This window comes from Pseudotabrizicola sediminis, from assembly GCF_004745575.1.
Lineage (GTDB): Bacteria > Pseudomonadota > Alphaproteobacteria > Rhodobacterales > Rhodobacteraceae > Pseudotabrizicola > Pseudotabrizicola sediminis.
This window is the reverse complement of sequence record NZ_RPEM01000001.1, coordinates 462,867-486,587: the sequence shown is the minus strand read 5'-3', so window position 1 is coordinate 486,587 and position 23,721 is coordinate 462,867. Positions and strand designations below refer to the sequence as shown.

The following is a 23,721-nucleotide window of genomic DNA, read 5'->3' as shown; positions in this document are numbered from 1 at the left end:
TCCATGCTGACCCCGACAACCGCCGCGATGATGCTTGATACCGAAGCGGGCGATTCGCCCGAAGCCGCCCCGGATGCCGCCGATGCGCTGCTGGTGCTGCAACGCCGGACGGCAGATGCGCTGGCAGGCTATGTGACCATGGTTGACAAGGCCGAGCCGGAGTTCCGCCCGGTGGCCGAACGCTTTCGCGCCATTCACGACCGCCATAATGCGGCGTTGACCGCCGTACTGATCCGGCACGGGGTCGAACCCGATGCCGATGGCAGCTTCATGGGCACGGTGAACAAGGCTGTGGTGTCGTTGCGTGCCCTGTTCGATGACATTGACGAGGATGTGATGGACAGCATCCGCGACGGCGAAAACCATGTGCTGGAAGCCTTTGACGAGGCCATCGGCGCATCGGGCATGCCCCCGGCGGATGTAACCCAACTGCGCGACATGCGCGATGAGCTGACGCTGCTGTTGCAAGACACGCGGCATCTGGACTGACGGCCGCGCGGCCTTGCCTGCGTCGCCTCAGGTTCACGGCATTCGGTGCGGGGCTGTTCCACGCACCGATAGTTAACAAGTTGTCTGATTTCCCGTTTGGTATTTCATGAGTGGTCCTGCGCCGGGGGAAGTCTTTCCCCCGGCGCAGTTTTTTTGCATGTCTCGTCTGGGATGTGCTGCGCATGCCCTACACGGAGACTGCGGAACCTGCGGGCTTTGATGCGCGTTTGTGACAGCACCGAAGCGTTCGCTGGTCAGGAGACAGACAGCATGAGATCAGTTGCGATTGTGGGAACCGGTCCAACCGGGCTTTATACCTTTGCCGGGCTGGTGGCGGGGCCGGCCTGCCGGATCACCTTGTATGAAAAAGGCGATACCATTGGGGTGGGCACGCCCTATTCGCTTGAGTCGGCGACCAAGGCGATGCTGGCCAATATCGCCAGCATCGAAATTCCGCCGCTGGTTACCGGCTATCTGGACTGGATGCAGGCGCAACCCGATGCGGCGTTGGAGCGGTTCGGCCTGGCGCGTGCCGATCTGGATGAACGGCTGTTCACACCCCGGCTGATGCTGGGCAGCTACTTCCATGCGCAGTTTCAACAGCTGATCGGTCTGGCGCAGGCGGCGGGCCATGCGGTGGAGGTGCGGACCGAGGTCGAGGTGACGGATATTCTTGCGGACACGGGCGGGTTGCGGCTGGTGGTGGATGGGGTTTCGCCCGACGAGGGTGTGTTTGACCATGTGATCGTCGCCTCCGGCCACAGCTTTGGCGAGGATGATCCGGGCAGCGGGCGCTATTTCCTCAACCCGTGGTCCGGGTTGATCCAGACCGATATCCCGGCGGTGCGCGTTGGCATCCTTGGCACCTCGCTGAGCGGGATCGACGCGGCGATGGCGGTGGCAACGCAGCATGGGCGGTTCCGTCGCACAGGGCAGGGGGAAGACCTGACCTATGAACGCCATGACGCGCCGGGGGACGGCAATGGTCTGCGGATCACCCTGATGTCGCGCAGCGGGGTGCTGCCCGAGGCGGATTTCTACTGCCCCATACCCTACGCGCCGTTGCGGGTGATGACCGACAGCGCGCTGGCGCGGGCTTTGGCCGGGCCACAGCCGCTGGATGCGGTGTTTGATCTGTTCCGCGCCGAAATTGCGGGGGCGGACCCGGACTATGCCATGCAGATCGGGCTGGAGACACTGACAGCGGATGATTTTGCGCAGGCCTATTTCGCCGACCGGATGGCGCGCGACCCCTTTGGCTGGGCGCGCGAGAACCTGCGCGAGGTCGAGGCGAACAAGGCCAACAAGGTCACGGTGGGTTGGCGCTATGCGATCTTGCGCATGCATGAGCAGGTTGAAGAGGTGGTGGCCAGCCTGCCCGACCCAGACCGCGCCCGGTTTGATGCGGGGCTGAAGCGCGTGTTCATCGACAATTACGCCGCCGTGCCGCCGGAATCGATCCGCCGCCTGCTGGCTCTGCGTGATGCGGGCGTGCTGGGGGTGGAGGGGCTGGGGGATGACTATGATTTGCAAATCGGCGATCTTCAGGCCGGCGATCAGCAGACTGTGATCACTCTGGCTCAGTCAAAAGAGGATGCTGCGCAGACGCGGCAGTTGCACTTTGACGTCTTCATCGACGCGCGCGGCCAGCGCCCCATGGCGGCACAGGACATGCCCTTTGCCGGGCTGCGCCGGGCGCTGCTGGAGGCGGGGCAGGAGGTGCCGGACCTGGACGCTGGCTTTGCGCTGACCGGGGTTCCGGGGTTCGAGGGGCGGCTGGTGCTGGCGGCCTTGCCCTACCTGATGCACGACCGGCCGTTCGTGCAGGGCATCACCGCCTCGGCCGAAATCGGGGCGGCGATTGCCGAAGCTCTGGCCGAGGACCTGCGGGCCGAGGTGCCGCGCGCGGCGCGCCGCAAACGGCGGACCGACCGATGGAGCTGGGCTGCATAAGGCCGTAAATTCAATACGAAAAATTGACGCCCGCGCCGCCCGCGCGCGGGCGTGACCTTAGTTGCGCAAGGCGCAGGCCTCAACAGCGAGGGTGGTGACGGTGGCCCAGTCACCCTTTGCCATCGCCTCTTTCGGGGCGACCCACGATCCCCCGACGCAAAGGATGTTCTTCAGCGACAGGTAATCGGCCGCGTTTTTCAGGCTGATGCCCCCCGTGGGGCAGAAGCTGACCTGCGGAATCGGCGCTCCGATGGATTTCAGGAAGGCAGCACCCCCGGATTGTTCGGCGGGGAAGAATTTCTGGACGGTGTAGCCCTTTTCCAGAAGCCGCATGACTTCTGACGCGGTGACGGCACCGGGCAACAGCGGCAGATCAAATTCGGCGCAGGCATCAAGCAGCGCGTCGGTGGCCCCCGGAGAGACGCCAAAGGTGGCCCCGGCCTCTTTGGCGGCCTTCACGTCGGCGCGGGTCAGAAGCGTGCCCGCCCCCACCACACCACCGGGCACTTCCGACATGGCGCGGATCGCATCAAGCGCGCAAGGGGTGCGCAGCGTGACTTCGAGCGCGGGCAGGCCACCGGCGACGAGGGCCTGTGCGAGCGGCTTTGCATGCGCCAGATCGTCGATCACCAGAACGGGAACGACGGGGGCAAGGCGGCACACGTCAAGCGCGCGGGCGGATTGTTCGGCGGGGGTCATGGGGTCAGTCCTTTGGCGGCAGGGAGGCGGAAATGGCGGAGCCTCCGGCGGGGATATTTAAGAACAGATGATGGAACAAGGGGGGCGTGCGTTAGATCACCACGCCGGCGCCCGTGTCGGCGGTGCCGACGGTCTGGCGGAAGACGTTGAACAACTCGCGTCCGATGCCATGGCTGTTGGCCGAGAGATCGACGGTGATGGCGGGGCGGCTGTCGAAATCATCCGCCAGCACGGTGAGGGTGCCTGCCACGGCGTCAAGGCGGACAATGTCGCCGTCGCGCAGGCGGGCGAGGGGGCCGCCCTTGGCCGCTTCGGGCGAGACGTGGATGGCGGCGGGAACTTTGCCGCTGGCCCCGGACATGCGGCCATCGGTGACCAGCGCCACGTTGAGCCCGCGATCCTGCAGCACCATCAGGGTGGGGGTAAGCGAGTGCAGCTCGGGCATGCCATTGGCGCTGGGGCCCTGAAAGCGGACCACGACGATGGTGTCAGAGGTGAACTCGCCGGCCTTGAACGCGTTTTTGACCGCGTCCTGGGTGTGGAAGATGCGGACCGGGGCCTGCACGATGTGCCGTTCGGGTGCGACGGCGGAAACCTTGATCACGCCGCGCCCGAGGTTGCCCGAAAGTTGCTTCAGCCCGCCGGTGGCGGCAAAGGGGTTAGATGCGGGGCGCACGATTTTTTCGTTGAGCGAGTCGCGCGGGCCGTCCTGCCAGCCGAGTTTGCCGTCTTTCAGGGTGGGTTCCTGACGGTACGCCTCCAGCCCTTCGCCCGCGACGGTCTTGGCATCGGCGTGCAGCAGGCCCGCATCGAGCAGCTGGTTGATCAGGAATTGCAGGCCCCCGGCGGCGTGGAAGTGGTTTACGTCGGCCAGGCCGTTGGGGTAGACCTTGGCCATCAAGGGCACCACATCGGACAGGTCGGCAAAATCCTGAAGGTCAAGGATCACCCCCGACGCCCGCGCCATGGCGGGCAAATGCAGCACAAGGTTGGTGGAGCCGCCGGTGGCCATCAGGCCGACAAGGCCGTTGACGTAAGCCCGCTCGTCCAGGATCTCGCCCGCCGGGCGGAAATCGTTGCCAAGCGCGGTGATCTGCGCCGCGCGTTGGACGGCTGCGGTGGTCAGCGCGTCGCGCAAGGGCGTGCCGGGGTTGATGAAGCTGGAGCCGGGCAGGTGCATCCCCATGAATTCCATCAGCATCTGGTTGGTGTTGGCCGTGCCGTAAAAGGTGCAGGTTCCCGCGCCGTGATAGCTGGCCATCTCGGCCGCCATCAGCTCGTCGCGCGTGGCCTTGCCTTCGGCATAGGCGTTGCGGACGGCGGATTTCTGGTCGTTCGGGATGCCAGAGGTCATTGGCCCGGCGGGCACGAACACGGCCGGGATATGCCCGAAGGCGGCGGCGGCGATGATCAGGCCGGGGACGATCTTGTCGCAGACGCCGAGATAGAGGGCGGAGTCGAAGGTGTTGTGCGACAGCGCCACTCCTGCGGCCAGCGCGATCACGTCGCGTGAGAACAGCGACAGCTCCATCCCCGGTTGGCCTTGGGTCACGCCATCGCACATGGCGGGCACCCCGCCTGCGACCTGCGCGGTGGCCCCGGCGGCGCGGGCGGCGGTGCGGATCAGGTCGGGGTAACGCTCGAACGGCTGGTGGGCCGAGAGCATGTCGTTGTAGGCGGTGACGATGCCGATATTGGGCGCGCGGGTGGTGGCAAGCGTTTCCTTGTCCTGCTCCATCGCGGCATAGGCATGGGCCTGATTGCCACAGGTCAGGTGGCTGCGCGCGGGGCCAGCGGCGACGGCAGCGGCCATCTGGCGCAGATAGCCTGCCCTTGGCCCATGGCTGCGCTCGCGGATACGGTCGGTGACGCGGGCGATAGTTGGGTGCATGGTCATGGCGGGCCTTTGGGTTGGGGCTGGCGATGTGGTGAGCATAGCAGAATTTGTTAGCGCTAACAAGGGTGAGGGAAAGAAGCGAGGTCCGGATCGGTTGGAACGGGCGGATTGTGACGGGCACAGGGCTGTCGTTGCCATGGAAAGGCGCGCAGCCTATGGTTCGGGCAGGATCACAGACGGGGCACGGCCAGCCATGTATATTCCCCCCCATTTCGCCGAGGTCAGCGGTGAGTCGATTGCTGGTCTGCTGGAGGATGCCCCCCTTGCCTGCGTGGTTGCCCATACGGGTTTCGGGCTTGTTGCCAATCATCTGCCGCTTCTGAAAACCCCCAAGGGTGATCTTGTCGGACATGTCGCCCTTGCCAATGACATGCACCGCCTGATCGCGGAGGGGCAGGAGGTGCTGTCGGTGTTCCGCCGCGACGATGCCTATGTCTCTCCCAACTTTTATCCGACGAAACAGGAGCATCACCGGCATGTGCCGACATGGAATTACGAGGTTGTTCATGTCTATGGCACCATCATGTTCCAGCATGACGATCATGCAAAGCGCGCCGCAGTGGGGTTGCTGACGCGGCATCACGAACGCCGGTTGAACGGCGCGCAGGCGTGGCGGATGGCGGATGCGCCCGCCGATTACATGACCGCGATGCTTGATGGGATTGTTGCGTTCCGGATCGCCGTCAGCCGGATTCTGGCAAAATCGAAGCTGAGCCAGAACAGAGAGGCCATGGATTATCTTGGGACCGTCGAGGGGCTGAGGGCGTCAGGGCATGCGGAGATGGCTGACCGGATGGAAGCCCGGGCTGACAGGGACCGGTAGGGGCCTTTCGCTTTGTGTCCGGGTTGGGCGACCGCTTACCCATCCGCCACCACAATACCCCGCTTTTGCACGCATTCGCGCGCAATCGTGCCATTTTTGGCCGGTATATCTGGTCTTTCAGGGGAAGACCTCCCCCGGAGGGTTTGGTGATGAAGACGCTTCTTTTGCCGATGCTGGCTGTCGTGACGGGTCTGTCGGCCTGCGCAGGCGGCGGGCCGGATGTGATGCGCTCGGACAGGTCGCAGATGACGCTGGCGACGCAGGGGCCTGACACGGGTTTGCGCGATGTCCGGCCGGTGCTGATGGCGCAATATGATGTGACGGAAACCCGCATCGCGGTGCCGGGCAGCCTGAACGTTTCGGAAGCCAATATGTTCTACCCGGTGGCCGACATCGTCTGGCGCGGCGAGCCGATGGGCAACCGTCATGCCCAGGTGGCGGCGATCTTCCGCGAGGCGATGGACCGGGGCACCGGCACGATGACCTCGGGCCGCAGGGTGGTGGTGGATGTCGAGGTGACGCGGTTCCATTCGGTGACGGAGAAAACCCGCTACACGGTCGGCGGCACCCATTCGATGCGCTTCACGCTGACGGTGCGCGATGCGCAAACCGGCGCGGTGATCGACGGGCCACGTGTGGTGGCGGCGGATGCACGCGCCGCTGGCGGCAAGCAGGCGGTGGCCGAGGAACTGGCGGGGCGCACCCAGCGGGTGGTGGTGGTGGAGCGGTTGGCGGATGCGATCCGCTCAGAGCTGTCGGCCCGGGTGACGGACCCGATGCTGCTCAGCCGCGCGCAGACGCAGCTCAGTGTGGTTACCTTGCGCTGAGGGGCATTTCCCAAGCCGGGCGTTTGCGGTAAGGGGAGGGGATGATGACCCCTCCCTTCGCGCATGACGCCCCCGACTCCGATATCCACACCGCCCGCAGCCAGCCCGTGGTGCGGCTGAAACCCAAGGCCGAGGCCCGGGCGATCCGGCATGGCTTCCCTTGGGTCTATGCCGATGAACTGGTGACCGACCGGCGCACCCAGGGGCTTGCCCCCGGCCAGCTTGCGGTGCTGGAGGATGGCGAACGGCGGCCCTTGGGGCTGGTCACGGTCAACCCGAAATCCAAGATCATCTGCCGGATGCTGGACCGCGACCCCGAGGCGGTGATCGATCAGGCGTGGTTCGAGGCGCGGATTGCCCGCGCGCTGGATATGCGGGCCCGGCTGTTCGACGCGCCGTTCTACCGGCTGGTGCATGCCGAGGCCGATGGCCTGCCCGGCGTGGTGATCGACCGGTTCGGCGATGTGGCGGTGGTGCAGCCGAATGCGGCCTGGGCCGAGGCGCATCTGGATGTGCTTGTCGCGGCCTTGGTGGCGGTGACGGGTGTGGCATCGGTCGTAAAGAACGGATCGGGCCGGTCGCGCAGCCTTGAGGGGCTGGTTGAAGAGGTGGCCGTGGTGCGCGGCGCGGTTGACGGGCCGGTGACGGTGCCGATGAACGGCGCGCTGTATATGGCGGATCTGGTCGGCGGGCAGAAAACCGGGCTGTTCTATGACCAGCGCCCCAACCACGCCTTTACCGCGCGGCTGGCAAAGGGCGCGCGGGTGCTGGACCTGTTTTCCCATGTCGGCGGCTTTGGGTTGGCCTGTCTGGCGGCGGGGGCAGAAAGTGCGCTGGCGGTTGATGGGTCGGCCCCGGCGCTGGCTCTGGCCGCGCAAGGCGCTGCGGCGATGAGGGTAGAGGCGCGCTTTGCCACACGTCAGGGCGATGCCTTTGACGTGCTGGAGGCTTTGGGCACCGAGGGCGCGCAGTTTGATCTGGTGATCTGCGACCCGCCATCGTTTGCGCCAGCAAAACCTGCGCTGGAGGCGGGGTTGCGCGCCTATGAACGGGTGGCGCGGCTGGCGGCCCCGCTGGTGGCCCCGGGCGGCTATCTGGTGCTGTGTTCCTGTTCACATGCCGCTGATCTGGCGTCGTTCCGCAACGCTTCGGGGCGCGGCATCGGGCGTGGCGGGCGCCGCGCGCAGCTGATCCACACCGGGTTTGCCGGGCCGGACCACCCGATGCTGCCGCAACTGGCGGAATCGGGCTATCTGAAGGCGCTGACCTTCCGGCTGGATGGCTGATGTCTGGCCGGAGGCAGGCTCCCCTCGCTTGCGGCAGGTCATGGCATGGCGGGGTGAACCCCGCCCTACACCTTCGGGCAAATGCGATCCTGCGCGATGAGCGTCCGGCATGAGGGCGGTTCTGGATGCCTGCGTGATCTATCCCACGGTGCTGCGCGAGATCCTGTTGGGCTGTGCGGCGGCCGGGCTGTATGATCCCTTGGTGTCGGAACGCATCCTGCGCGAATGGGTGCGAGCGACAGCCAAGCTGGGTCCGGCCCAACAGATGATTGCCGAAGGCGAGGCGGCGCTGCTGCGGGCGAAATTCCCAGAGGCGATGCTGCGGGAACGGCCCGATATCGAGGCGCGGCTGATGCTGCCCGACCCTGATGATGTGCATGTGCTGGCAGTGGCGATCGGCGGATCGGCCGATTGCATCGTCACCTTCAATGCCATGGATTTCCCGCGCCATCTGCTGGCGGAAGAGGGGGTGGACCGCCGCGATCCGGATGGGTTCCTGTGGGAGCTGTGGTCGCGCAACCCGGACACCGTGTCGCAGGTGGTGGCGGATGTGCATGCCACCGCCTGCCGGTTGGCGGGTCAGGCATTCAGCCGCAAATCGCTGTTGAAGCGGTCGCGGCTGAACCGGCTGGCCAAAGCGCTGTACGCGGTAACCCGCTGAAACCGGTCTGCCGCGCCTGTGATATCTGAACGGATATCCGCCGCGCCGCGCGCCTTAGTAGGTGGACGGCGTGGATGTTTCCGGCTCGATCGGGTCAACCGCCGGGATATCGGCCGGGGTCTGCGGGTCGACATTCTGGGCCGGTACTCCGGGGGACGACTGCTCTTCACGCCGCACGACCGTAGGGTCAGGCGTGTCCGCTGCAGACCCGGGGGGGACCTGTTCGCCGGTGCGGCCGTCGATCTGGGTCTGGTCGCCCTGCACCGGATCGCTCTCGGCAGCCTCATACCCCAGCCACCACACGAAGCCGATGCCCACGGCGATCACCACCACGATCATGCCAAGCAGCGGGCCACGGTGACGGCGTTTTTGTTTGTCGATGTTTGTCTGGGGGGCGGACATGATGCCTCCTGTATATGTGTCATTACATAGGGGGAACGTGCGGGACGCAGGGCTGGTTCCGTAAAACCGCCAAAGCTAGCGGGCTTGCCCGCTGCAGCTAGCGGGCTTGCCAACGGATTTCGGCGGCTTCGATGGCCTTGATGCGGTCGTCGGTCTTGGGGTGGCTGAGCAGCCAGGCGGGCACGCCTGCGCCTGCGTTGTTGGTCAGCGCCTGCAGTTTGCGGAACAGCGATTTCTGCGGCGCGGTTCCGATGCCCGCCTTGACCAGCAGCGCCGAGGCATAGGCATCGGCCTCGAACTCGTCACGGCGCGACATGCGGGCCATCAGCGCGGTGGAGATCAGGTTGGCGATCCAGACGCCAAGGAACGGGATGAAGCGGTTCAACAGGGCCGACAGCATGATGAACACCGCATTCTGCCCGGTGAAATCAATCATCCGGCGGCGGGTGTGGCCAAGGGCCACATGGCCCAGTTCATGCGCGATCACCGAGGCCAGTTCTTCGGCGCTGACCTCGCCGCGCGCCTTGCGGTTGAGGAACCCACGGGTCAGGAAAATGCGGCCATCAGGGGCGGCAAGGCCGTTGACGGCGTCAATCTCGAAGACATTGACCTTGATCGTCGGGATCTCAAGCGCCCGTGCCATCCGGTCGGCCAAACGGGTGATGGCGGGGTCGGTCAGCGGCTGGCTCTGTTCGTCGAGCATCTTTGCCGTGCGCCATACGGAAAACCGCCACATCAGCAGCGCGTAACCGATGGCAAGGAGGATGGGCAGGAACTTTATCATGGTACGGAATATGGGGCGGAAGGGGGCAAAGGGAAAGGGTCAATCCCCGCGTTTTGCAAGCGTCCAGAGCCACCAGCCCAGACCCGCCGCAATGGCGCCGGCGGCCAGAAAGCCAAGGATGGATCCGGCAAATTCGGTGGCCGCTTCCAGATTGTCGCCAAAGGTGTAGCCCGCACCGACATAGACGCCAACCCAGACCACCTCACCCGCGACAGCGGCGGTGGTAAAGGGCAGCCACCCCATGCGGCTTGCCCCGGTGATCAGGCTGGCGTAGGGGGCCAGCGGGCTGACCAGCCAGCGGCTGAGGAACACCGCGATGGTGCCACGCGAAGCAACAAGGGCGCGGGCGCGGGCAAGAAGCGGCGCACGGGCCCCGGTGGCGATGCGGTCAACAAAAGGCGCCCCGCCCTTGCGCGCCACCCAATAGGCGGTCTGGTCGCCAAGCCCTGCGCCCAGCAGCGCGGCGAGTGCCACCTGCCAGACATCCAGATCATCGGCGGCGGCAAAGCCCCCGGCGGCCAGCATCAGCATCGACGCAGGGACAGGCACGCCGACACAGGACAGAAAGGTGACAAGCGCCACCAGCCATGGCCCATAGGTCGGCACGGCAGAGAGCATCCAGTCGGTCACGGTGCGTGGGCCCCGTCGCGCGCGGCGGTCAGACGGTCGATACCGGCCTCGACCTCGGCGATCAGGGCGTCCAGCGGCATGCCCCGGTCTACGGCCAGTTGCTCCAGCGTCATCGGCTGGCCCCGCGTCGGACCGGGCAGCCCTGCCGCCTCATACAGATCGCGCGGCGGCAGCTGCCAGCTTCGGGCAATGTAGCGCAGGGTCATCCAGCCCTCGACCTCTTGTTCCTGCCGGGCGGGGTCGGACCAGTACACCACCTGCGCCACAAACCGCCCGGCAAAGACCAGCGTGAGGATCAGGGCCAGCACGAACAGGGTGGCCAGAACCGGATGGCGGCGCAGCAGGGTCATCGGATCTGCCTGATGCCGCGGGTCAGGCCCTCAATCGTCATCGGCACCATGCGGCCCTGAAAAATGCCGGAGATCAGTCGGGTGGATTGGGTGTACTGCCAATGCGCCTCGGGCACTGGGTTGATCCACAGGTGATGCGGCCATTGGGCGCAGGCGCGTTCCAGCCAGACCTGACCGGATTCCGGGTTCCAGTGTTCATTGGCCCCGCCGGGGTGCAGGATTTCGTAGGGCGACATGGCGGCGTCGCCGACAAAAATGCAGCGGTAATCGGAGCCATAGCTGCGCAACACCTCGGCTGTGGGCGTCTGTGCATCCCAGCGGCGGGCATTGTCTTGCCACACACCTTCGTACAGGCAATTGTGGAAGTAGAACGGCACAAGGTGCTTGAATTCGCTGCGGGCGGCAGAGAACAGCTCTTCCATCACCCGCACGTAGGGGTCCATGCTGCCGCCGATGTCGAAGAAGATCAGCACCTTGACCGCATTGCGCCGCTCTGGCCGGGTCTGCACATCGAGAAACCCGCTGCGCGCGGTCGACTGGATCGTTCGGTCCAGGTCAAATTCCTGCGCCGCGCCATCGCGGGCCCAGCGGCGCAAGCTGCGCAGGGCGATCTTGATGGTGCGGGTGCCAAGCTCGGCCTGGTCATCCAGATTGCGGAATTCGCGCTTGTCCCAGACCTTGACCGCGCGCTGGTGGCGCGACCGGTCCTGCCCGATGCGGACCCCTTCGGGGTTGTAGCCATAGGCACCGAAGGGGCTGGTGCCGGCGGTGCCGATCCACTTGTTGCCGCCCTGATGGCGGCCCTTTTGCTCTGCCAGCCGCGCCTTCAGCGTCTCCATCAGCGCGTCAAAGCCGCCAAGCGCTTGAATTTCCGCGCGTTCCTCAGCCGTCAGGTGACGCTCGGCAAGTCGCGCCAACCAGTCGGCGGGCAGGTCGATGGCGTCCAGAACCTGTTCGGGCGTGATCGCCTCCAGCCCCTGAAAGCTTGTCGCAAAGGCGCGGTCGAACCGGTCTATGTGGCGTTCATCCTTCACCATTGCGGTGCGGGCCAGGTAATAGAAGGCGTCGGCATCATAGGTGGCAAGCCCGGCGGCCATGCCTTCCAGAAAGGCCAGATATTCGCGCAAGGATACCGGCACGCCGGTTTTTCGAAGGCAGTCGAAGAACGGCAGGAACATCGCTCAGCCTTTCCGCGCGCCGGGCATCAGGCCAGCACGCGCTCGATGAAGATGGTCACGAACAGGCCCAGCAGCATCAGCGCGATGGCATAGCCTGCGGCGTATTGTGCCATATCCAGCCGGTTGCCGCCGCGTTTGCGGGCAGTATAGGCCCCGAAGATGGCCCCAAGGACCAAACCAGCCAGAACGATCATCCGCTTCCCCTTGCCTGCTGTGCGGGGGGCGGTTCCGCCTTAGCCCCGTCCGCCGCGCCGGGCCAGTGCCGCGATATCCGACATCCGGGCCCGCACCTGCGCCTCTGAGCCGAACGCATAGCGCGCCCAAGCCAGACTGTCGAGACGCGCCGACCGCGCCTCGGCCGCGCGGCCCAGCGTGGTCAGCGCTTCGGCCCGCATTGCCAGCAGCGACGACAACAGGGATGCATTCTGGTGGCTGCGGGCGACGGGGATGGCGCGGGCGGTCAGGAACAGCACGGCGTCATTCTGCCCCGATGACAGCGCAAAGGCCGCCAGCTGCATGTCGACATGGGCGGCATGGATCTGGCCGCCGGGTTGCGCCCGCCAGATCTGCGCGGCCTGAGAATATGCTTCGGTCGCGGCGGCACTGTCGCGGGCGGTCAGGGCGCGGCCATGGGCATAATGGCTGAAGGCCAGACGGCCATCGGTCCAGCCTTCGGCGCGGGCGATGGCCAGCATGCGGGCCGCACCGCTGGCCCGCCCGCCTGCACCGGCCCCTGTGCCAAAGGCGGTCTGGGTTGCCGAAAGGAAGGCGCGCGGGCTGATTTGTTTGGGACCACCCGCGACGTTTTGTCCGGCGGGGTTCAGACGGGCAAGGATCGCGGGCAGGCGGGCGGCGACCTGCGCCTCTGTCATGCCCGACCGCAGGTCCGGGGCGTAGTGAACCCGCAGCATCAGCATGTCAAACCCGGTCAGGACCGAGTGAAAATTGTCATCGTTGAACACAGAGTCGGGCAGGCGGAACAGGTCATTGAGCGGACCCAACGCCTGCGCCAGTTCTTCGTGCAGGCAATCGCGCACCTCTTGCGGGCTGGAATCCGACGGCAGCATGACCGCAATCCGGGTGCGCTGCGGCAGCTGGCCCCAGTCCACCGCGGCGCTGCCGCGTTTCTTGCGGTAATCCGCCAGCCCCGTCACATTGGGCACCACGAAACAGGCGGCAGAGGGTACGGCGCGGGACAGGGCGGCCTTGGGCTGAAAATCAAGGGTGATGGCGGCGGGGGCGTTGGTCTGGCGGATATCCAGCCCCGCCTCGGCCCGCAGCCGGGCCAGCAGACCGGTCAGGTCATTGCGCGCGGTGGCGGGCACGTCGCCTGACAGCGCCACCGTGATCGGCTCCTCGAACCGGGTCAGCACCGGCAGGGTGCGGCCACTTTCCATGCGGAAATTCAGGTCCAGAAAATCCTGTGCCATTTCGGCATTGCTTCGCAACGCCCCGGTGGCTTGCGCCGGGGCAAAGCTGCGCAAGGGCAGGTTGCCCGGCAGGGCCAGCGGCGGGTCGAACGCCGCCTTGCTGACATCGGTTTCGCGCGCAGGTGCGCAGGCAAAAAGGGCGGAGGCGACAGCGAGGGCTGCGAACAGCGGGGACAGGCGCATGAGGCAGCTCTTTGCATTGGGGGCACGGCAAGAACCCCGGTTTCAACCCGGTCCGGCCATCCGGGCAGAACCGGACAGCCGAAACCCGCAACATGTCCGGGGCCCCCCCCGAGCCCCGCCCTTTCCCGTCTGGCGCTTGCGCGCATGGCCGGGACCGGGAACCTGAGGGCGCTGACAGCACCCGATGATCAGGGGCCTATGTCGGCAAAGCGACGGGGCGGTGTCAATCCTGTGATCCCTGCCGCCCGCCCGCCGTACCAGCCATGGCGCTGAACGGGGGCCTTGGCGCCCTATCTGCCCGGCAGGTTGCACGGGATGTGTCAGTATGTTTCATCTGCCGGATATCCGTGATCCTGGCGGAGGCAAAGGTGATCTGTCGCCTGAAGAAGGTGCGCTAAGCCCCCGCAAATCAACCCGATTCGGAAATACACGCCGCGTGCCGCGCTCAGCGATTGCCACGCGCCATGAAGGCCAGCTTTTCGAACAACTGCACATCCTGTTCGGTCTTCAACAGCGCACCGTGCAGACGTGGCAGCGCGGATTTCGCATCACGCCGCAGGTCTTCCGCGCTCAGGTCTTCGGCCAGCAGCAGTTTGAGCCAGTCCAGCACTTCGGAGGTCGAGGGCTTTTTCTTCAGCCCCGGCGTGTCGCGGATCTCAAAGAACTGGATCAGGGCGGTGGTCAGCAGCGCCTCTTTGATATCCGGGAAGTGCAGGGACACAATCGCGCGCAGGGTTTCGACATCGGGGAATCGGATGTAGTGGAAAAAGCAGCGGCGCAAAAAGGCGTCGGGCAGTTCCTTTTCATTGTTCGAGGTGATGATGACCACGGGCCGGTGCAAGGCGCGCACGGTCTGGCCGGTCTCGTAGACATGAAACTCCATCCGGTCGAGTTCCTGCAACAGATCGTTCGGAAATTCGATATCGGCCTTGTCCACCTCGTCGATCAGCAGCACCACCCGCGCGGGCGCGATGAAGGCTTGCCACAACTTTCCCTTGCGGATGTAATTGGCCACATCATGCACGCGGGCGTCGCCCAGCTGGCTGTCGCGCAGCCGGCTGACGGCATCGTATTCATAAAGGCCTTGCTGGGCCTTTGTCGTTGATTTTACATGCCATTCGATCAATTCCATCCCCAGCGACTCTGCCACCTGCCGGGCCAGTTCGGTCTTGCCGGTGCCGGGTTCACCCTTTACCAGCAGCGGGCGTTGCAGGGTGACGGCGGCGTTGACCGCCACGGTCAGGTCTTTGGTGGCGACATAGCGGTCAGTCGAGGAAAAGGTCATTGCACGTCCGGGGATTGCTGCGGGGAGATGTGGCGCACGCTATCCGTGACCACAAAATCTCGCAACAGCTAGTGACAACGGCCGCGAAAAGAGCTAGGTGCTGCGCCAACAGGAGTGCGCCATGACAGAAGCCCACCTGTCGCCGCGTTCCGACCAACTGGAGAGTGCTGCGATGAAGCCAGAAGCCTTCCTCCCGGATGATTATCGTCCCGCCGAGAGCGAACCTTTCATGAATGACCGGCAGCTGGAGTATTTCCGCCGCAAGCTGGTGACCTGGAAGCAGGAGCTGATGGATCAAAGCGCGGAAACCTTGGGCAATCTGACCGAAAGCGGGCGCAACGTGCCCGATCTGGCCGACCGCGCATCGGAAGAAACCGACCGCGCGCTGGAACTGCGCACCCGCGACCGCCAGCGCAAGCTGATTTCCAAGATCGAAGCCGCGCTGCGCCGGATCGACAATGGCGAATTCGGCTATTGCGAGATGACCGGCGAACCGATCAGCCTGAAGCGGCTGGATGCGCGGCCAATTGCGACAATGACGCTGGAGGCGCAGGAAAAGCATGAGCGTCGGGAAAAGGTTCACCGCGAGGATTAGGCCCGTCGCAAAGTTTGCCGGCCCGTCTGGGGCCGACGAAGGAATGACGCCGGGCCGATGGTCCGGCGTTCTGCATTGGAAGACGGAGGATGGGCGGATGAGCCTGATCGGGCAAAGCGTGACGGTTCTGGGGGCCGGAGTGGCCGGGCTTGCGGTGGCCCGCGCGCTGGCCTTGCGCGGGGCGCAGGTGGTGGTGCTGGAACAGGCCGACGCCATCCGCGAGGTGGGGGCGGGCTTGCAGATCAGCCCGAATGGCGCGGCGGTGCTGCGTGCGTTGGGTTTGGGCGATGCGCTGCAGGCGGCCTCGACCCGCGCGCTGGCGGTGGAACTGCGCGACGGGCCGTCGGGTGATCTGGTGACACGGCTGGATGTTTCCGGCGCGGGGGGGGGCTATCATTTTGTGCACCGCGCCGATCTGATCGCGCTCTTGCTGGCGGGCGCGCGTGAGGCCGGGGTAGAGCTGCGGTTGCTGCAAAAGATCGCGTCCGTTGACCTTGGCGGCGCGCGGCCCCGGTGGCAGAACGCGCAAGGCGCGGCGGGGGAGACCGATCTGCTGATCGGCGCAGACGGTTTGCATTCGACCCTGCGGGCGGCACTGACCGGCAAGGTGGCCCCGTTCTTTACCCATCAGGTGGCGTGGCGGGCGCTGATCCCAGAGACTCCGGGCGTGGAAAACCGGGCCGAGGTGCATATGGCGCCTGGGCGGCATCTGGTCAGCTATCCGCTGCGCGGCGGCACCCTGCGCAACATCGTGGCGGTGGAAGAGCGGCGGGCCTGGGTGGAAGAAGGCTGGACTATCCGCGATGACAGCATGGACATGAAGCTGGCGTTCGAGGGGTTTTCCCCGCGCGTGCGCGGCTGGCTGGATCAGGTGGAGGATGTCTGGCTGTGGGGGCTGTTCCGGCATCCGGTGGCGAAGCAATGGTTTGCAGTGCAGAATCAGGGGGCGGCTGTCATTTTGGGCGATGCGGCGCACCCGACGCTGCCGTTTCTGGCGCAGGGGGCCTGCATGGCGCTGGAAGATGCCTGGGTGCTGGCCGACTGTCTGGCCACGCATGACAGTATGGCGGCGGGGCTTGCGGCCTATCAGGCCGCGCGCCTGCCGCGGTGCGCCCGGATTGTGGCGGCAGCCAATACCAATGCGCGGCTGTATCACCTGTCGGGCCCTGCGCGCGGCATCGCGCATCTGGGGCTGCGGCTGGGGTCGGTGGTGGCCCCCGGTGCCGCGATCAAGCGGTTTGACTGGCTCTACAAGCAGGATGTGACGGCCTGACACAGGGAGGGGGCCGGTAGCCGCCCCGTTGGTCTGGTTCAGCCCAAGGTGGCGGTGATGGCGTCCCGCGTCACGCTGATGATGGTGTCGGCCTCTGCCGGGGTCAGGCACAGCGGCGGGGCAAAGCCGAGGATGTCGCCTTGCGGCATGGCGCGGGCGATGACGCCACGCTCCAGCATCGCGGTGGCGATCCGGGGGCCGATTTTCTGCGCCGGGTCGTAGAAGCGGCGGCTGTCGCGGTCTGCGACCAGTTCGACCGCGGCCAGCATGCCTTCGCCCCGGACATCACCGACATTGGGGTGTGTGCCAAGCGCGTCTTGCAAACCTTGCCGCAGATACGCCCCGGTTGTCCTTGCATTTTCGACCAGACCCAGATCGTCGATCAGCTTCAGGTTCGCCACCCCGGCGGCGGCGCAGACCGGGTGGGCGGAATACGTCCAGCCATGGCCCATCGGGCCCATCCGGTCGGCCCCGTCGACGATGACCTGCCAGATCTTGTCCGACACGATGGAGCCAGACAGCGGCGCGTAGGCCGAGGTCAGGCCCTTGGCGATGGTGATCAGATCGGGCGTCATGCCGTAATGGTCTGACCCGAACATCGTGCCCAGACGGCCAAAGCCGGTAACAACCTCATCCGCGACCAGCAGGATATCGTATTTCACCAGCACCGCCTGAATGGCGGGCCAGTAGCCTGCCGGTGGCGGCACGATGCCCCCGGTGCCCAGCACCGGTTCGGCCCAGAAGGCCGCGATCGTGTCGGGGCCTTCGGTCAGGATCATGTCTTCCAGCCGCTGCGCACAGCGGGCGGTGAACTGCGCCTCGGTAAGGTCAAGGTCATCGCGGCGGAAGTAATAGGGGGCATCTGTGTGCAGGATGGGCGCACGCGGCAGGTCGAAATGGTCGTGGAAGACCTGCAAGCCGGTCAGGCTGCCGGTCATCACGCCCGACCCGTGATAGCCGCGCCAGCGACTGATGATCTTTTTCTTCTCGGGCCGGCCAAGGATGTTGTTGTAATACCAGACAAGTTTGATGTTGGTCTCATTCGCATCAGACCCCGACAGGCCGAAGTAAACCCGGCTCATATTGGCAGGCGCGCGTTCGATGATCATGCGGGACAGCGTGATGCTGGCCTCGGTGCTGTGCCCGGCATAGGCGTGGTAATAGGCCAGCGCGTGCGCCTGTGCGGCCATGGCATCGGCAATCTCGGTGCGGCCGTAGCCTACGTTGACGCAGTAGAGCCCGCCAAAAGCATCAAGGCTGCGTTTTCCTGTCGAATCAATGATATGCACCCCGTCGCCGCCCACAATCTGACGGCGCGGGGTATCGCCGCGCGCGTGCTGGCCTGCGGGGGTAGAGGGGTGGAAGAAATGGTCGCGATCCCAGGCGGTCAGGTCATTGGCGCGGTCGGTCATGCTGTGTCCTTTGTGTTGCGCGCAGCATGGCAGGTGGGGGGCGAAGGAGGGGACCAAACATTCGGGTTTGGCGAAGTGTCTGGTCTGTTTGGGCGGTAATATTCAGAGAAAGTCTCTATCCCAGCAGGGCAAGCGGGAAATCGGGGTCGTCCTTCACCGTGCGGGTCACGACATAGGTGAAATAGCGTTCGATCCCGATGTCAGTGGCAAGCCAGTCATCGACAAGGGTTTGATACGCCTCGATATCCGGGGTCAGGATTTTCAAAAAGTAATCCACCTTGCCCCCGACCGACCAGATCGCCACCACCTGCGGCGCAGTTTTCACCGCGCGCTCAAACCGGTCAAAATCGGCCTGACGGTGGTTGGACAGGGTGATTTCCATGATTACGGCGGCAAAGGGCATGACTTTGCGCGGGGCAAGGCGGGCGTGGTAGCCCGCGATCAGGCCGGATTGCTCCAGCTTGCGCAGGCGCAGCCAGACCGGGGTAGGCGACAGGCCCGCCGTCTCGGCCAGCCGCAGCTTGGTGATGCGGCCGTCACGCTGCACGGCATCAAGGATCTTCAGGTCGATGGCATCCAGCCGCATGGTCAGGCCCCTTTTGGCCGCCAACGAACACCATCGCGGCACGGGGCGCAAGCGCGGGGGCTTGACGGACCGGGAAACGGGCGCAAGCCTTGCGCATACGCATGTGTGAGGGGCCGATGATCACGCCGAAGCTGAAATTTGAACGCGAAGAGTTTGCCGCCCGTCTGGCGCGGGTGCGGCGCGATATGTCGGCACGGGGGCTGGATTGTCTGATCGTGTCAGACCCCAGCAACATGAACTGGCTGACCGGCTATGACGGCTGGTCGTTCTATGTGCATCAGGGCGTGGTGGTGCCGCTGGAAGGGGCGGTGTTCTGGTGGGGCCGGGGCATGGACCGCGAGGGGGCGCGACGCACGGCCTGGCTGGAGCCCGACGACATGCTGGCCTATGCCGACCACTATGTACAATCGACCGAACGCCACCCGATGGACGATCTTTCGGCGCAACTGACCGCGCGCGGTCTGGCGCGGGGCCGGATTGGGGTCGAGATGGACAATTACTATTTTACGGCAGCCGCTTACCGGAGTTTGCTGACAGGTTTGGGGAAAGCAGATCTGGTGGATGCGACCGGCTTGGTAAACTGGCAGCGCGCGGTTAAATCAGCGCGTGAAATCAGTTACATGCGGGATGCAGCTAAGATCGTGTCTGAAATGCATCGGCGGATTGTTGATGTGGCCGAACCCGGCATGCGCAAATGCGATCTGGTGGCGGAAATCTATGACGCGTCTTTGCGCGGTGTGCCGGGGATCGGCGGCGATTATCCGGCGATTGTGCCGATGTTGCCATCGGGTGCCGATGCCGCCGCCCCGCATCTGACTTGGGATGACAGCCCGCTGAAATCCGGCGAAGGCACGTTTTTTGAAATCGCGGGCTGTGTGAACCGCTATCATGTGCCGCTGTCGCGCACGTTGTTTCTGGGCAAGCCGACGGATGCCTTTCTGCGCGCCGAAGAGGCGGTTCTTGAAGGCATGGCGGCTGGCCTTGCGGCAGCAAAGCCGGGCAACACCTGTGAGGATATTGCGGCTGGGTTCTTTGACACCCTCGCCCGCTTTGGCTTTCAGAAGGACAGCCGCACCGGATACGGCATTGGCGTAAGTTACCCGCCAGACTGGGGCGAGCGTACCATGTCTTTGCGCCGGGGCGACCACACGGTGTTGCAGGAAGGCATGACCTTTCATTTCATGACCGGGCTGTGGCTGGAAGATATGGGGCTGGAGATCACCGAAAGCATTCTGATCACCGAGACGGGCGTTGAATGTCTGGCAGACGTGCCGCGCCAGCTGTTTGTGAAGGGGTAGGCGATGCGCGACTCTCCCATCACGGCATCGGTGGATTTTGACGCAGATGGTGTGCAGCACGGCTTCCTGCGCCTGCCCTACAGCCGGGACGATGCGGCCTGGGGGTCGGTTATGATTCCGGTCTGTGTGGTCAAGAACGGGGCAGGGCCGACGGCGCTGCTGACCGGGGGCAATCATGGCGATGAGTATGAGGGACCGGTGGCGCTGTTCGATCTGGCGCGGGGGCTGAGCCTCGATCAGGTGACGGGCCGGGTGATCATTGTGCCTGCAATGAACCAGCCTGCGTTTGCGGCGGGCACGCGGACATCGCCGATTGACCGGGGCAACCTGAACCGCAGCTTTCCGGGCCGTCCTGACGGGTCGGTGACTGAAAAGATCGCCGACTACTTCCAGCGTGTGCTTCTGCCGATGGCCGATGTGGTGATGGATTTTCATTCGGGCGGCAAGACACTGGATTTCCTGCCGTTCTGCGCCGCCCATGTGCTGCCTGACAAGGCGCAGGAGGCCGAGGCGTTCCGCCTCGTGCGGGCCTTTGGTGCCCCGTATTCGGTGCGGATGCTGGAGATTGATGCGGTGGGCATGTATGACACCGCCGCCGAGGAGATGGGAAAGGTGTTTGTCACCACCGAACTGGGCGGTGGCGGGACGGCTTCTGCCCGCACGGTGGGGATTGCGGTAGTTGGCCTGCGCAACCTGCTGATCGCAGCGGGGATAGTGCGGGGCGCGGTGGCCGACCGTCCGACGCAATGGCTGGATATGCCGGACGGGGATTGCTTTGCCTTTGCCGAAGACGGCGGGCTGATCCGGTTTACCGCCGATCTGGGCGACCGGGTAGCGGCGGGGCAGGTGATTGCGCTGATCTATCCAACAGGCCGCACCGGAACCGCGCCGGTGGAAGTGCGTCTGCGCCGGGGCGGGCTGTTCACTGCGCGGCACTTTCCGGGGCTGGTGAAGCCGGGGGACTGTGTGGCGGTGGTGGCGGATGAGGTGCCGGGCTAACGGAAGAGGCGCGCCACGATGGGGGCGAGCATGATCACCAGGATGATGCGCAGCAGGTGGTGGCTGACCACATAGGCCAGATCGGCCCCTGCGATGATGGCGATGACCACCATTTCGGCCTGCCCACCGGGCAGGAAGGCAAGGAACGCATCCAGCGCGGGGGCGAAGCCCGCGAGGTAGATCACCTCAAAGAACGCCAGCGAAATCGCAGCGAGCATCAGGGCGTAGACCACGCCTGCGCCCACGTCGATCCGCAACTCCTTCCAAGTGATGCCGGAGTATTTCACCCCGACCGCGATGCCGATGAAGAACTGCGCGGCCCAGATGATTTCGGCCGGCGGGCGGGTGGTGATGATGCCGCCCAGCGACAGCGCGCCGGTCAGGATCATCGGACCGAGGATCGAGGCACCGAACAGGCCGACACGCTCGGCAATCTTCCAGCCGGCAAAGCAGGCAAAGATCATCAGGGCGATCTGCACCGGGTCGGTTTCCAGCGCCGGTTTGCCGGGCGGCTGTGTCAGGTCGATGCCCCAGTACAGCGTCATGATCAGGGGTGCTGCGGTAACGATGACCAGTACGCGGGTGGCATGGATCAGCGAGAGCGCGCGCACGTCGCCGCCTGCTTCTTCGCCGAACACCAGCATGTCCTGCAAGCCGCCGGGCATGGCGGCATACCAGGCGGTGGGGTGGTTGAAGCCGAAGACATAGCGAAACAGCGGGTAGCCAACCGCGCCGATCACCGCGATGAACAGCGGCACGAACAGCAAGGACAGAGCGAAATCGGGCAGGTGGCCGATGGTTTCAGGCGTAATGGAAGACCCGACGGCCACCCCCAGAAAGGTACGCATGAAGGTGCCAAGCGTGCCCGCATCCTGCATCTTTGCGCCCAGAAGCGCCGCCACGAGGCAGGCGGCCATCGGGCCGAGCAGCAGGGCGAGCGGCAGCTGCAGCAACAGGAACAAAGCGGCCCCTGTGATGGCGATGGCAAAGGTCAGCAGGCGCGGTCTGGTCAGAAAGGTCACAACAACATCTCATCCAGCAGATGCGCCCATTGCGCGCCATGCATGTCGCGGTCTGCCGCCGAGCCTTGGACCACCGGGCGGGGGATCGAGAATTTGATGACGTACAGATCGGCGATGTCGAAGCGTTTCACCAGTTGTTCCGGCGTGCCGTAGAGGCGGGCCACAACTGCGGTGTGCAGCCGTGGGAGGATCGCCGCGTAAGCCTGCGCCGTGCCGCAGAAAATGTCGATGGTGACCCAGAAGGGACCAGCGTTTTTCGAGCGGACCTTGAGGACTTGCTGACCAAGAGTTTTCATGCGCCGACCTCCGTCACGGTCAGTCGGAAGGCGGACATCGGGTCGGCCAGTTCCATCACATGGTTCAGCGCGAATTCATACAGCGCGCCGCGGTCGGTGGTGGCGGGGGAATAGGGGAAGGCGAAGGTGGGCAGTTCTTCATTCTCGGTCAGCGGGTAATGCAGCACGAAGGGGTTGATCAGCTTGCCGATTTCGGCGGCAATGGCTTGCGTGGGGGCGGTGACGATGCCAAGCACGCCAACCTCGACCGGTGAACCTTCGCGGTTTTCCAGGCCGCCCAAAGCGCCATCGACGCCGATCAGGCGGAAGTCGAGGGCGTAGCTGTCTGGCGCAAGGTCCATGCGGCGGCTGATGGTGTCGGCCAGGAAGGTGGTGAGTTTGGCCACCCATTCCCGCGCGTGGCTGGCGTAATGCTGCCCGCGCAGGATGGCGAGGATGGTGGTCTGGTACCCCGCGATCCGCGCGCCCTCAAGCTTGACCGTGTAGCGGCCGGGCACCCACTCTGATCCTTCGACCCGCACGCGGCGGGCGTCCAGCGCGGTGTAGCGGGCGCGCGTCACGTCAAGGTGGCCGCCGGGTTCATAGAGGATGAAGGGGTCGGTGTTTTCGTAAAGCATGTGGGCGGAAACGGAATGCGGCGTGCACAGGGCAGTTTCATGCATCGCCTCGACCGTGAAGCCGGTTTCGTCAAAATCGACCACGATCACGCCCGAGGTGGGGTTGGTGGAGCACAGCGCGCCACATTCGGCGATCTTGGCGCCGTGCCATGCGCCACCCGGATGGTCGCCGCGCAGCAGTGGCAAGGCTGCGATGGTGGCGGTGTCGGTGGTGCGGCCGGCGATGACGATATCGGCCCCGGTTTGCAGGGCGGCCTGCATCTGTTCGGCCCCGGCGAGGGCGACGATGTTGGTCATGCTCGCAAGGGTTTCGGCAGAGATTTCGGGGGCGGGGGAGAGGGGGGTGATCTGGCCCTGTGCCAGAGCGGTGGTTACGGTATCCGGCGATTGGCTTGAATAAAGCCGGGCGATGCGCAGGGTCTGGCCCAGCTCGCGCGCCAGCTCCACGGTGATGTCGAACATCCAGTCCACCGTCGCATCCGCGCCACAGGTGCCTGCGGTGCCGATGACCAGCGGCACGCCAGCGGTTGCCCGCGCCAGCATCAGATCGCGCCATTCGGATTTGGTGGCGGCGCGGGCGTATTTCGACTGGCCCGCGCCAAGGCTGAAGGGCCCACTGTCTGTGGACCCCCCGTCGATTGCGATGATGTCGGGGCGCATGGCCACCCCGCGCGCCAGTGCGGTCCGGTCGAAGCCAAGGCCGAGGACGCCCGAAGGCACAAGAACGCGGGTGGGCATGGGTCTGA

The 23,721-nt window shown here is 65.2% G+C and carries 25 protein-coding genes; 10 read left to right on the top strand and 15 right to left on the bottom strand.

Annotated elements, in window-relative coordinates; all coding sequences use genetic code 11:
* Nucleotides 1-3 precede the first annotated feature (3 nt).
* Complete coding sequence (locus EEB11_RS02275) at nucleotides 4-489, top strand: DUF2383 domain-containing protein (RefSeq protein ID WP_245298732.1); 486 nt, start codon at nucleotides 4-6, stop codon at nucleotides 487-489.
* Between the two features lie 270 nt (nucleotides 490-759).
* Complete coding sequence (locus EEB11_RS02270; protein ID WP_135428773.1) at nucleotides 760-2,442, top strand: FAD/NAD(P)-binding protein; 1,683 nt, start codon at nucleotides 760-762, stop codon at nucleotides 2,440-2,442.
* A 57-nt stretch (nucleotides 2,443-2,499) separates the two neighbouring features.
* Here the strand turns inward: EEB11_RS02270 and EEB11_RS02265 are convergent, their stop codons facing one another.
* The gene (locus EEB11_RS02265) at nucleotides 2,500-3,141 is read right to left on the bottom strand and encodes a bifunctional 4-hydroxy-2-oxoglutarate aldolase/2-dehydro-3-deoxy-phosphogluconate aldolase (RefSeq protein ID WP_135428772.1); all 642 of its coding nucleotides are present in this window, start codon (nucleotides 3,139-3,141) and stop codon (nucleotides 2,500-2,502) included.
* Between the two features lie 91 nt (nucleotides 3,142-3,232).
* The gene (gene edd, locus EEB11_RS02260) at nucleotides 3,233-5,038 is read right to left on the bottom strand and encodes a phosphogluconate dehydratase (RefSeq protein WP_135428771.1); all 1,806 of its coding nucleotides are present in this window, start codon (nucleotides 5,036-5,038) and stop codon (nucleotides 3,233-3,235) included.
* Nucleotides 5,039-5,231: 193 nt separating this feature from the next.
* Here edd and EEB11_RS02255 point away from each other — a divergent pair, with 193 nt between their 5' ends.
* From EEB11_RS02255 to EEB11_RS02240, 4 genes are all read left to right on the top strand, one after another.
* A complete protein-coding gene (locus tag EEB11_RS02255) occupies nucleotides 5,232-5,861 on the top strand; it encodes an FMN-binding negative transcriptional regulator (RefSeq protein WP_135428770.1) in 630 nt (209 codons plus the stop codon).
* Between the two features lie 149 nt (nucleotides 5,862-6,010).
* Entirely contained in the window at nucleotides 6,011-6,688 is a 678-nt protein-coding gene (locus EEB11_RS02250) for a DUF6778 family protein (RefSeq protein ID WP_135428769.1), read from the top strand.
* 44 nt (nucleotides 6,689-6,732) lie between these two features.
* A complete protein-coding gene (locus EEB11_RS02245; protein WP_135428874.1) occupies nucleotides 6,733-7,974 on the top strand; it encodes an RSP_2647 family RNA methyltransferase in 1,242 nt (413 codons plus the stop codon).
* Nucleotides 7,975-8,083: 109 nt separating this feature from the next.
* Nucleotides 8,084-8,635 carry an RSP_2648 family PIN domain-containing protein gene (locus tag EEB11_RS02240; RefSeq protein ID WP_135428768.1) on the top strand — a complete coding sequence of 184 codons (552 nt, stop codon included), beginning with the start codon at nucleotides 8,084-8,086 and terminating at the stop codon, nucleotides 8,633-8,635.
* Between the two features lie 54 nt (nucleotides 8,636-8,689).
* On the opposite strand, the gene EEB11_RS02235 is transcribed toward EEB11_RS02240, so the two are convergent.
* The 8 genes from EEB11_RS02235 to EEB11_RS02205 all read right to left on the bottom strand — a co-directional run bounded on the left by EEB11_RS02235 (nucleotide 8,690) and on the right by EEB11_RS02205 (nucleotide 14,877).
* Nucleotides 8,690-9,037: a hypothetical protein gene (locus tag EEB11_RS02235; protein ID WP_135428767.1), complete on the bottom strand. Its 348-nt coding sequence runs from the start codon at nucleotides 9,035-9,037 to the stop codon at nucleotides 8,690-8,692.
* Between the two features lie 97 nt (nucleotides 9,038-9,134).
* Nucleotides 9,135-9,821 carry a M48 family metallopeptidase gene (locus EEB11_RS02230; protein WP_135428766.1) on the bottom strand — a complete coding sequence of 229 codons (687 nt, stop codon included), beginning with the start codon at nucleotides 9,819-9,821 and terminating at the stop codon, nucleotides 9,135-9,137.
* 39 nt (nucleotides 9,822-9,860) lie between these two features.
* Entirely contained in the window at nucleotides 9,861-10,451 is a 591-nt protein-coding gene (locus EEB11_RS02225) for a DedA family protein (protein ID WP_135428765.1), read from the bottom strand.
* Complete coding sequence (locus EEB11_RS02220) at nucleotides 10,448-10,801, bottom strand: hypothetical protein (RefSeq protein WP_135428764.1); 354 nt, start codon at nucleotides 10,799-10,801, stop codon at nucleotides 10,448-10,450. Before EEB11_RS02220 ends, EEB11_RS02225 begins: the two co-directional genes overlap by 4 nt.
* Nucleotides 10,798-11,979, bottom strand: a complete 1,182-nt coding sequence (locus EEB11_RS02215) for a vWA domain-containing protein (protein WP_135428763.1) — start codon at nucleotides 11,977-11,979, stop codon at nucleotides 10,798-10,800. Before EEB11_RS02215 ends, EEB11_RS02220 begins: the two co-directional genes overlap by 4 nt.
* Nucleotides 11,980-12,005: 26 nt before the next feature.
* Nucleotides 12,006-12,173, bottom strand: coding sequence for a hypothetical protein (locus EEB11_RS19470; protein WP_167852637.1), 168 nt, complete (start codon nucleotides 12,171-12,173; stop codon nucleotides 12,006-12,008).
* Nucleotides 12,174-12,212: 39 nt separating this feature from the next.
* Nucleotides 12,213-13,592, bottom strand: a complete 1,380-nt coding sequence (locus EEB11_RS02210) for a DUF2927 domain-containing protein (RefSeq protein ID WP_135428762.1) — start codon at nucleotides 13,590-13,592, stop codon at nucleotides 12,213-12,215.
* A gap of 445 nt (nucleotides 13,593-14,037) precedes the next feature.
* Complete coding sequence (locus tag EEB11_RS02205) at nucleotides 14,038-14,877, bottom strand: AAA family ATPase (protein ID WP_135428761.1); 840 nt, start codon at nucleotides 14,875-14,877, stop codon at nucleotides 14,038-14,040.
* 172 nt (nucleotides 14,878-15,049) lie between these two features.
* Between EEB11_RS02205 and dksA the strand changes: the two genes are divergently transcribed.
* On the top strand, nucleotides 15,050-15,472 hold the full coding sequence (dksA, locus tag EEB11_RS02200; RefSeq protein WP_103333674.1) for an RNA polymerase-binding protein DksA: 423 nt from the start codon (nucleotides 15,050-15,052) through the stop codon (nucleotides 15,470-15,472).
* Between the two features lie 97 nt (nucleotides 15,473-15,569).
* Complete coding sequence (locus EEB11_RS02195) at nucleotides 15,570-16,745, top strand: FAD-dependent monooxygenase (RefSeq protein WP_135428760.1); 1,176 nt, start codon at nucleotides 15,570-15,572, stop codon at nucleotides 16,743-16,745.
* A 38-nt stretch (nucleotides 16,746-16,783) separates the two neighbouring features.
* On the opposite strand, the gene EEB11_RS02190 is transcribed toward EEB11_RS02195, so the two are convergent.
* Both EEB11_RS02190 and EEB11_RS02185 read right to left on the bottom strand, forming a co-directional pair.
* Entirely contained in the window at nucleotides 16,784-18,157 is a 1,374-nt protein-coding gene (locus EEB11_RS02190) for an aspartate aminotransferase family protein (protein WP_135428759.1), read from the bottom strand.
* A 115-nt stretch (nucleotides 18,158-18,272) separates the two neighbouring features.
* Entirely contained in the window at nucleotides 18,273-18,743 is a 471-nt protein-coding gene (locus EEB11_RS02185) for an Lrp/AsnC family transcriptional regulator (protein ID WP_135428758.1), read from the bottom strand.
* Between the two features lie 116 nt (nucleotides 18,744-18,859).
* Between EEB11_RS02185 and doeA the strand changes: the two genes are divergently transcribed.
* Together doeA and doeB are read left to right on the top strand one after the other, a co-directional pair.
* Nucleotides 18,860-20,041 (top strand): ectoine hydrolase DoeA, encoded by a 1,182-nt coding sequence (gene doeA / locus EEB11_RS19465; protein WP_167852636.1) that lies wholly within the window; start codon nucleotides 18,860-18,862, stop codon nucleotides 20,039-20,041.
* Nucleotides 20,042-20,044: 3 nt separating this feature from the next.
* On the top strand, nucleotides 20,045-21,040 hold the full coding sequence (doeB, locus tag EEB11_RS19460; protein ID WP_167852635.1) for a N(2)-acetyl-L-2,4-diaminobutanoate deacetylase DoeB: 996 nt from the start codon (nucleotides 20,045-20,047) through the stop codon (nucleotides 21,038-21,040).
* Here doeB and EEB11_RS02175 read toward each other — a convergent pair.
* The 3 genes from EEB11_RS02175 to EEB11_RS02165 are packed head-to-tail and all read right to left on the bottom strand — an operon-like array spanning nucleotide 21,037 to nucleotide 23,713.
* A complete protein-coding gene (locus EEB11_RS02175) occupies nucleotides 21,037-22,062 on the bottom strand; it encodes an AbrB family transcriptional regulator (protein WP_135428757.1) in 1,026 nt (341 codons plus the stop codon). The genes doeB and EEB11_RS02175 overlap by 4 nt on opposite strands.
* Nucleotides 22,059-22,358: a DUF4387 family protein gene (locus EEB11_RS02170; RefSeq protein ID WP_135428756.1), complete on the bottom strand. Its 300-nt coding sequence runs from the start codon at nucleotides 22,356-22,358 to the stop codon at nucleotides 22,059-22,061. The genes EEB11_RS02175 and EEB11_RS02170 overlap by 4 nt, the downstream gene beginning before the upstream one ends.
* Complete coding sequence (locus EEB11_RS02165) at nucleotides 22,355-23,713, bottom strand: acyclic terpene utilization AtuA family protein (protein WP_135428755.1); 1,359 nt, start codon at nucleotides 23,711-23,713, stop codon at nucleotides 22,355-22,357. Before EEB11_RS02165 ends, EEB11_RS02170 begins: the two co-directional genes overlap by 4 nt.
* Nucleotides 23,714-23,721 lie beyond the last annotated feature (8 nt).

What these genes read in the sequence shown, in the direction of transcription:
- EEB11_RS02185 (WP_135428758.1), bottom strand. Translation starts at nt 18,743, where the DNA reads ATGCGGCTGGATGCCATCGACCTGAAGATCCTTGATGCCGTGCAGCGT.
- EEB11_RS02230 (WP_135428766.1), bottom strand. Translation starts at nt 9,821, where the DNA reads ATGATAAAGTTCCTGCCCATCCTCCTTGCCATCGGTTACGCGCTGCTG.
- EEB11_RS02245 (WP_135428874.1), top strand. Translation starts at nt 6,733, where the DNA reads ATGACCCCTCCCTTCGCGCATGACGCCCCCGACTCCGATATCCACACC.
- EEB11_RS02205 (WP_135428761.1), bottom strand. Translation starts at nt 14,877, where the DNA reads ATGACCTTTTCCTCGACTGACCGCTATGTCGCCACCAAAGACCTGACC.
- EEB11_RS02250 (WP_135428769.1), top strand. Translation starts at nt 6,011, where the DNA reads ATGAAGACGCTTCTTTTGCCGATGCTGGCTGTCGTGACGGGTCTGTCG.
- EEB11_RS02265 (WP_135428772.1), bottom strand. Translation starts at nt 3,141, where the DNA reads ATGACCCCCGCCGAACAATCCGCCCGCGCGCTTGACGTGTGCCGCCTT.
- EEB11_RS02215 (WP_135428763.1), bottom strand. Translation starts at nt 11,979, where the DNA reads ATGTTCCTGCCGTTCTTCGACTGCCTTCGAAAAACCGGCGTGCCGGTA.
- EEB11_RS02240 (WP_135428768.1), top strand. Translation starts at nt 8,084, where the DNA reads ATGAGGGCGGTTCTGGATGCCTGCGTGATCTATCCCACGGTGCTGCGC.
- EEB11_RS02255 (WP_135428770.1), top strand. Translation starts at nt 5,232, where the DNA reads ATGTATATTCCCCCCCATTTCGCCGAGGTCAGCGGTGAGTCGATTGCT.
- EEB11_RS02270 (WP_135428773.1), top strand. Translation starts at nt 760, where the DNA reads ATGAGATCAGTTGCGATTGTGGGAACCGGTCCAACCGGGCTTTATACC.
- EEB11_RS02190 (WP_135428759.1), bottom strand. Translation starts at nt 18,157, where the DNA reads ATGACCGACCGCGCCAATGACCTGACCGCCTGGGATCGCGACCATTTC.
- doeB (WP_167852635.1), top strand. Translation starts at nt 20,045, where the DNA reads ATGCGCGACTCTCCCATCACGGCATCGGTGGATTTTGACGCAGATGGT.
- EEB11_RS02275 (WP_245298732.1), top strand. Translation starts at nt 4, where the DNA reads ATGCTGACCCCGACAACCGCCGCGATGATGCTTGATACCGAAGCGGGC.
- EEB11_RS02220 (WP_135428764.1), bottom strand. Translation starts at nt 10,801, where the DNA reads ATGACCCTGCTGCGCCGCCATCCGGTTCTGGCCACCCTGTTCGTGCTG.
- EEB11_RS02170 (WP_135428756.1), bottom strand. Translation starts at nt 22,358, where the DNA reads ATGAAAACTCTTGGTCAGCAAGTCCTCAAGGTCCGCTCGAAAAACGCT.
- EEB11_RS02235 (WP_135428767.1), bottom strand. Translation starts at nt 9,037, where the DNA reads ATGTCCGCCCCCCAGACAAACATCGACAAACAAAAACGCCGTCACCGT.
- edd (WP_135428771.1), bottom strand. Translation starts at nt 5,038, where the DNA reads ATGACCATGCACCCAACTATCGCCCGCGTCACCGACCGTATCCGCGAG.
- EEB11_RS02165 (WP_135428755.1), bottom strand. Translation starts at nt 23,713, where the DNA reads ATGCCCACCCGCGTTCTTGTGCCTTCGGGCGTCCTCGGCCTTGGCTTC.
- EEB11_RS02210 (WP_135428762.1), bottom strand. Translation starts at nt 13,592, where the DNA reads ATGCGCCTGTCCCCGCTGTTCGCAGCCCTCGCTGTCGCCTCCGCCCTT.
- EEB11_RS19470 (WP_167852637.1), bottom strand. Translation starts at nt 12,173, where the DNA reads ATGATCGTTCTGGCTGGTTTGGTCCTTGGGGCCATCTTCGGGGCCTAT.
- doeA (WP_167852636.1), top strand. Translation starts at nt 18,860, where the DNA reads ATGATCACGCCGAAGCTGAAATTTGAACGCGAAGAGTTTGCCGCCCGT.
- EEB11_RS02195 (WP_135428760.1), top strand. Translation starts at nt 15,570, where the DNA reads ATGAGCCTGATCGGGCAAAGCGTGACGGTTCTGGGGGCCGGAGTGGCC.
- dksA (WP_103333674.1), top strand. Translation starts at nt 15,050, where the DNA reads ATGAAGCCAGAAGCCTTCCTCCCGGATGATTATCGTCCCGCCGAGAGC.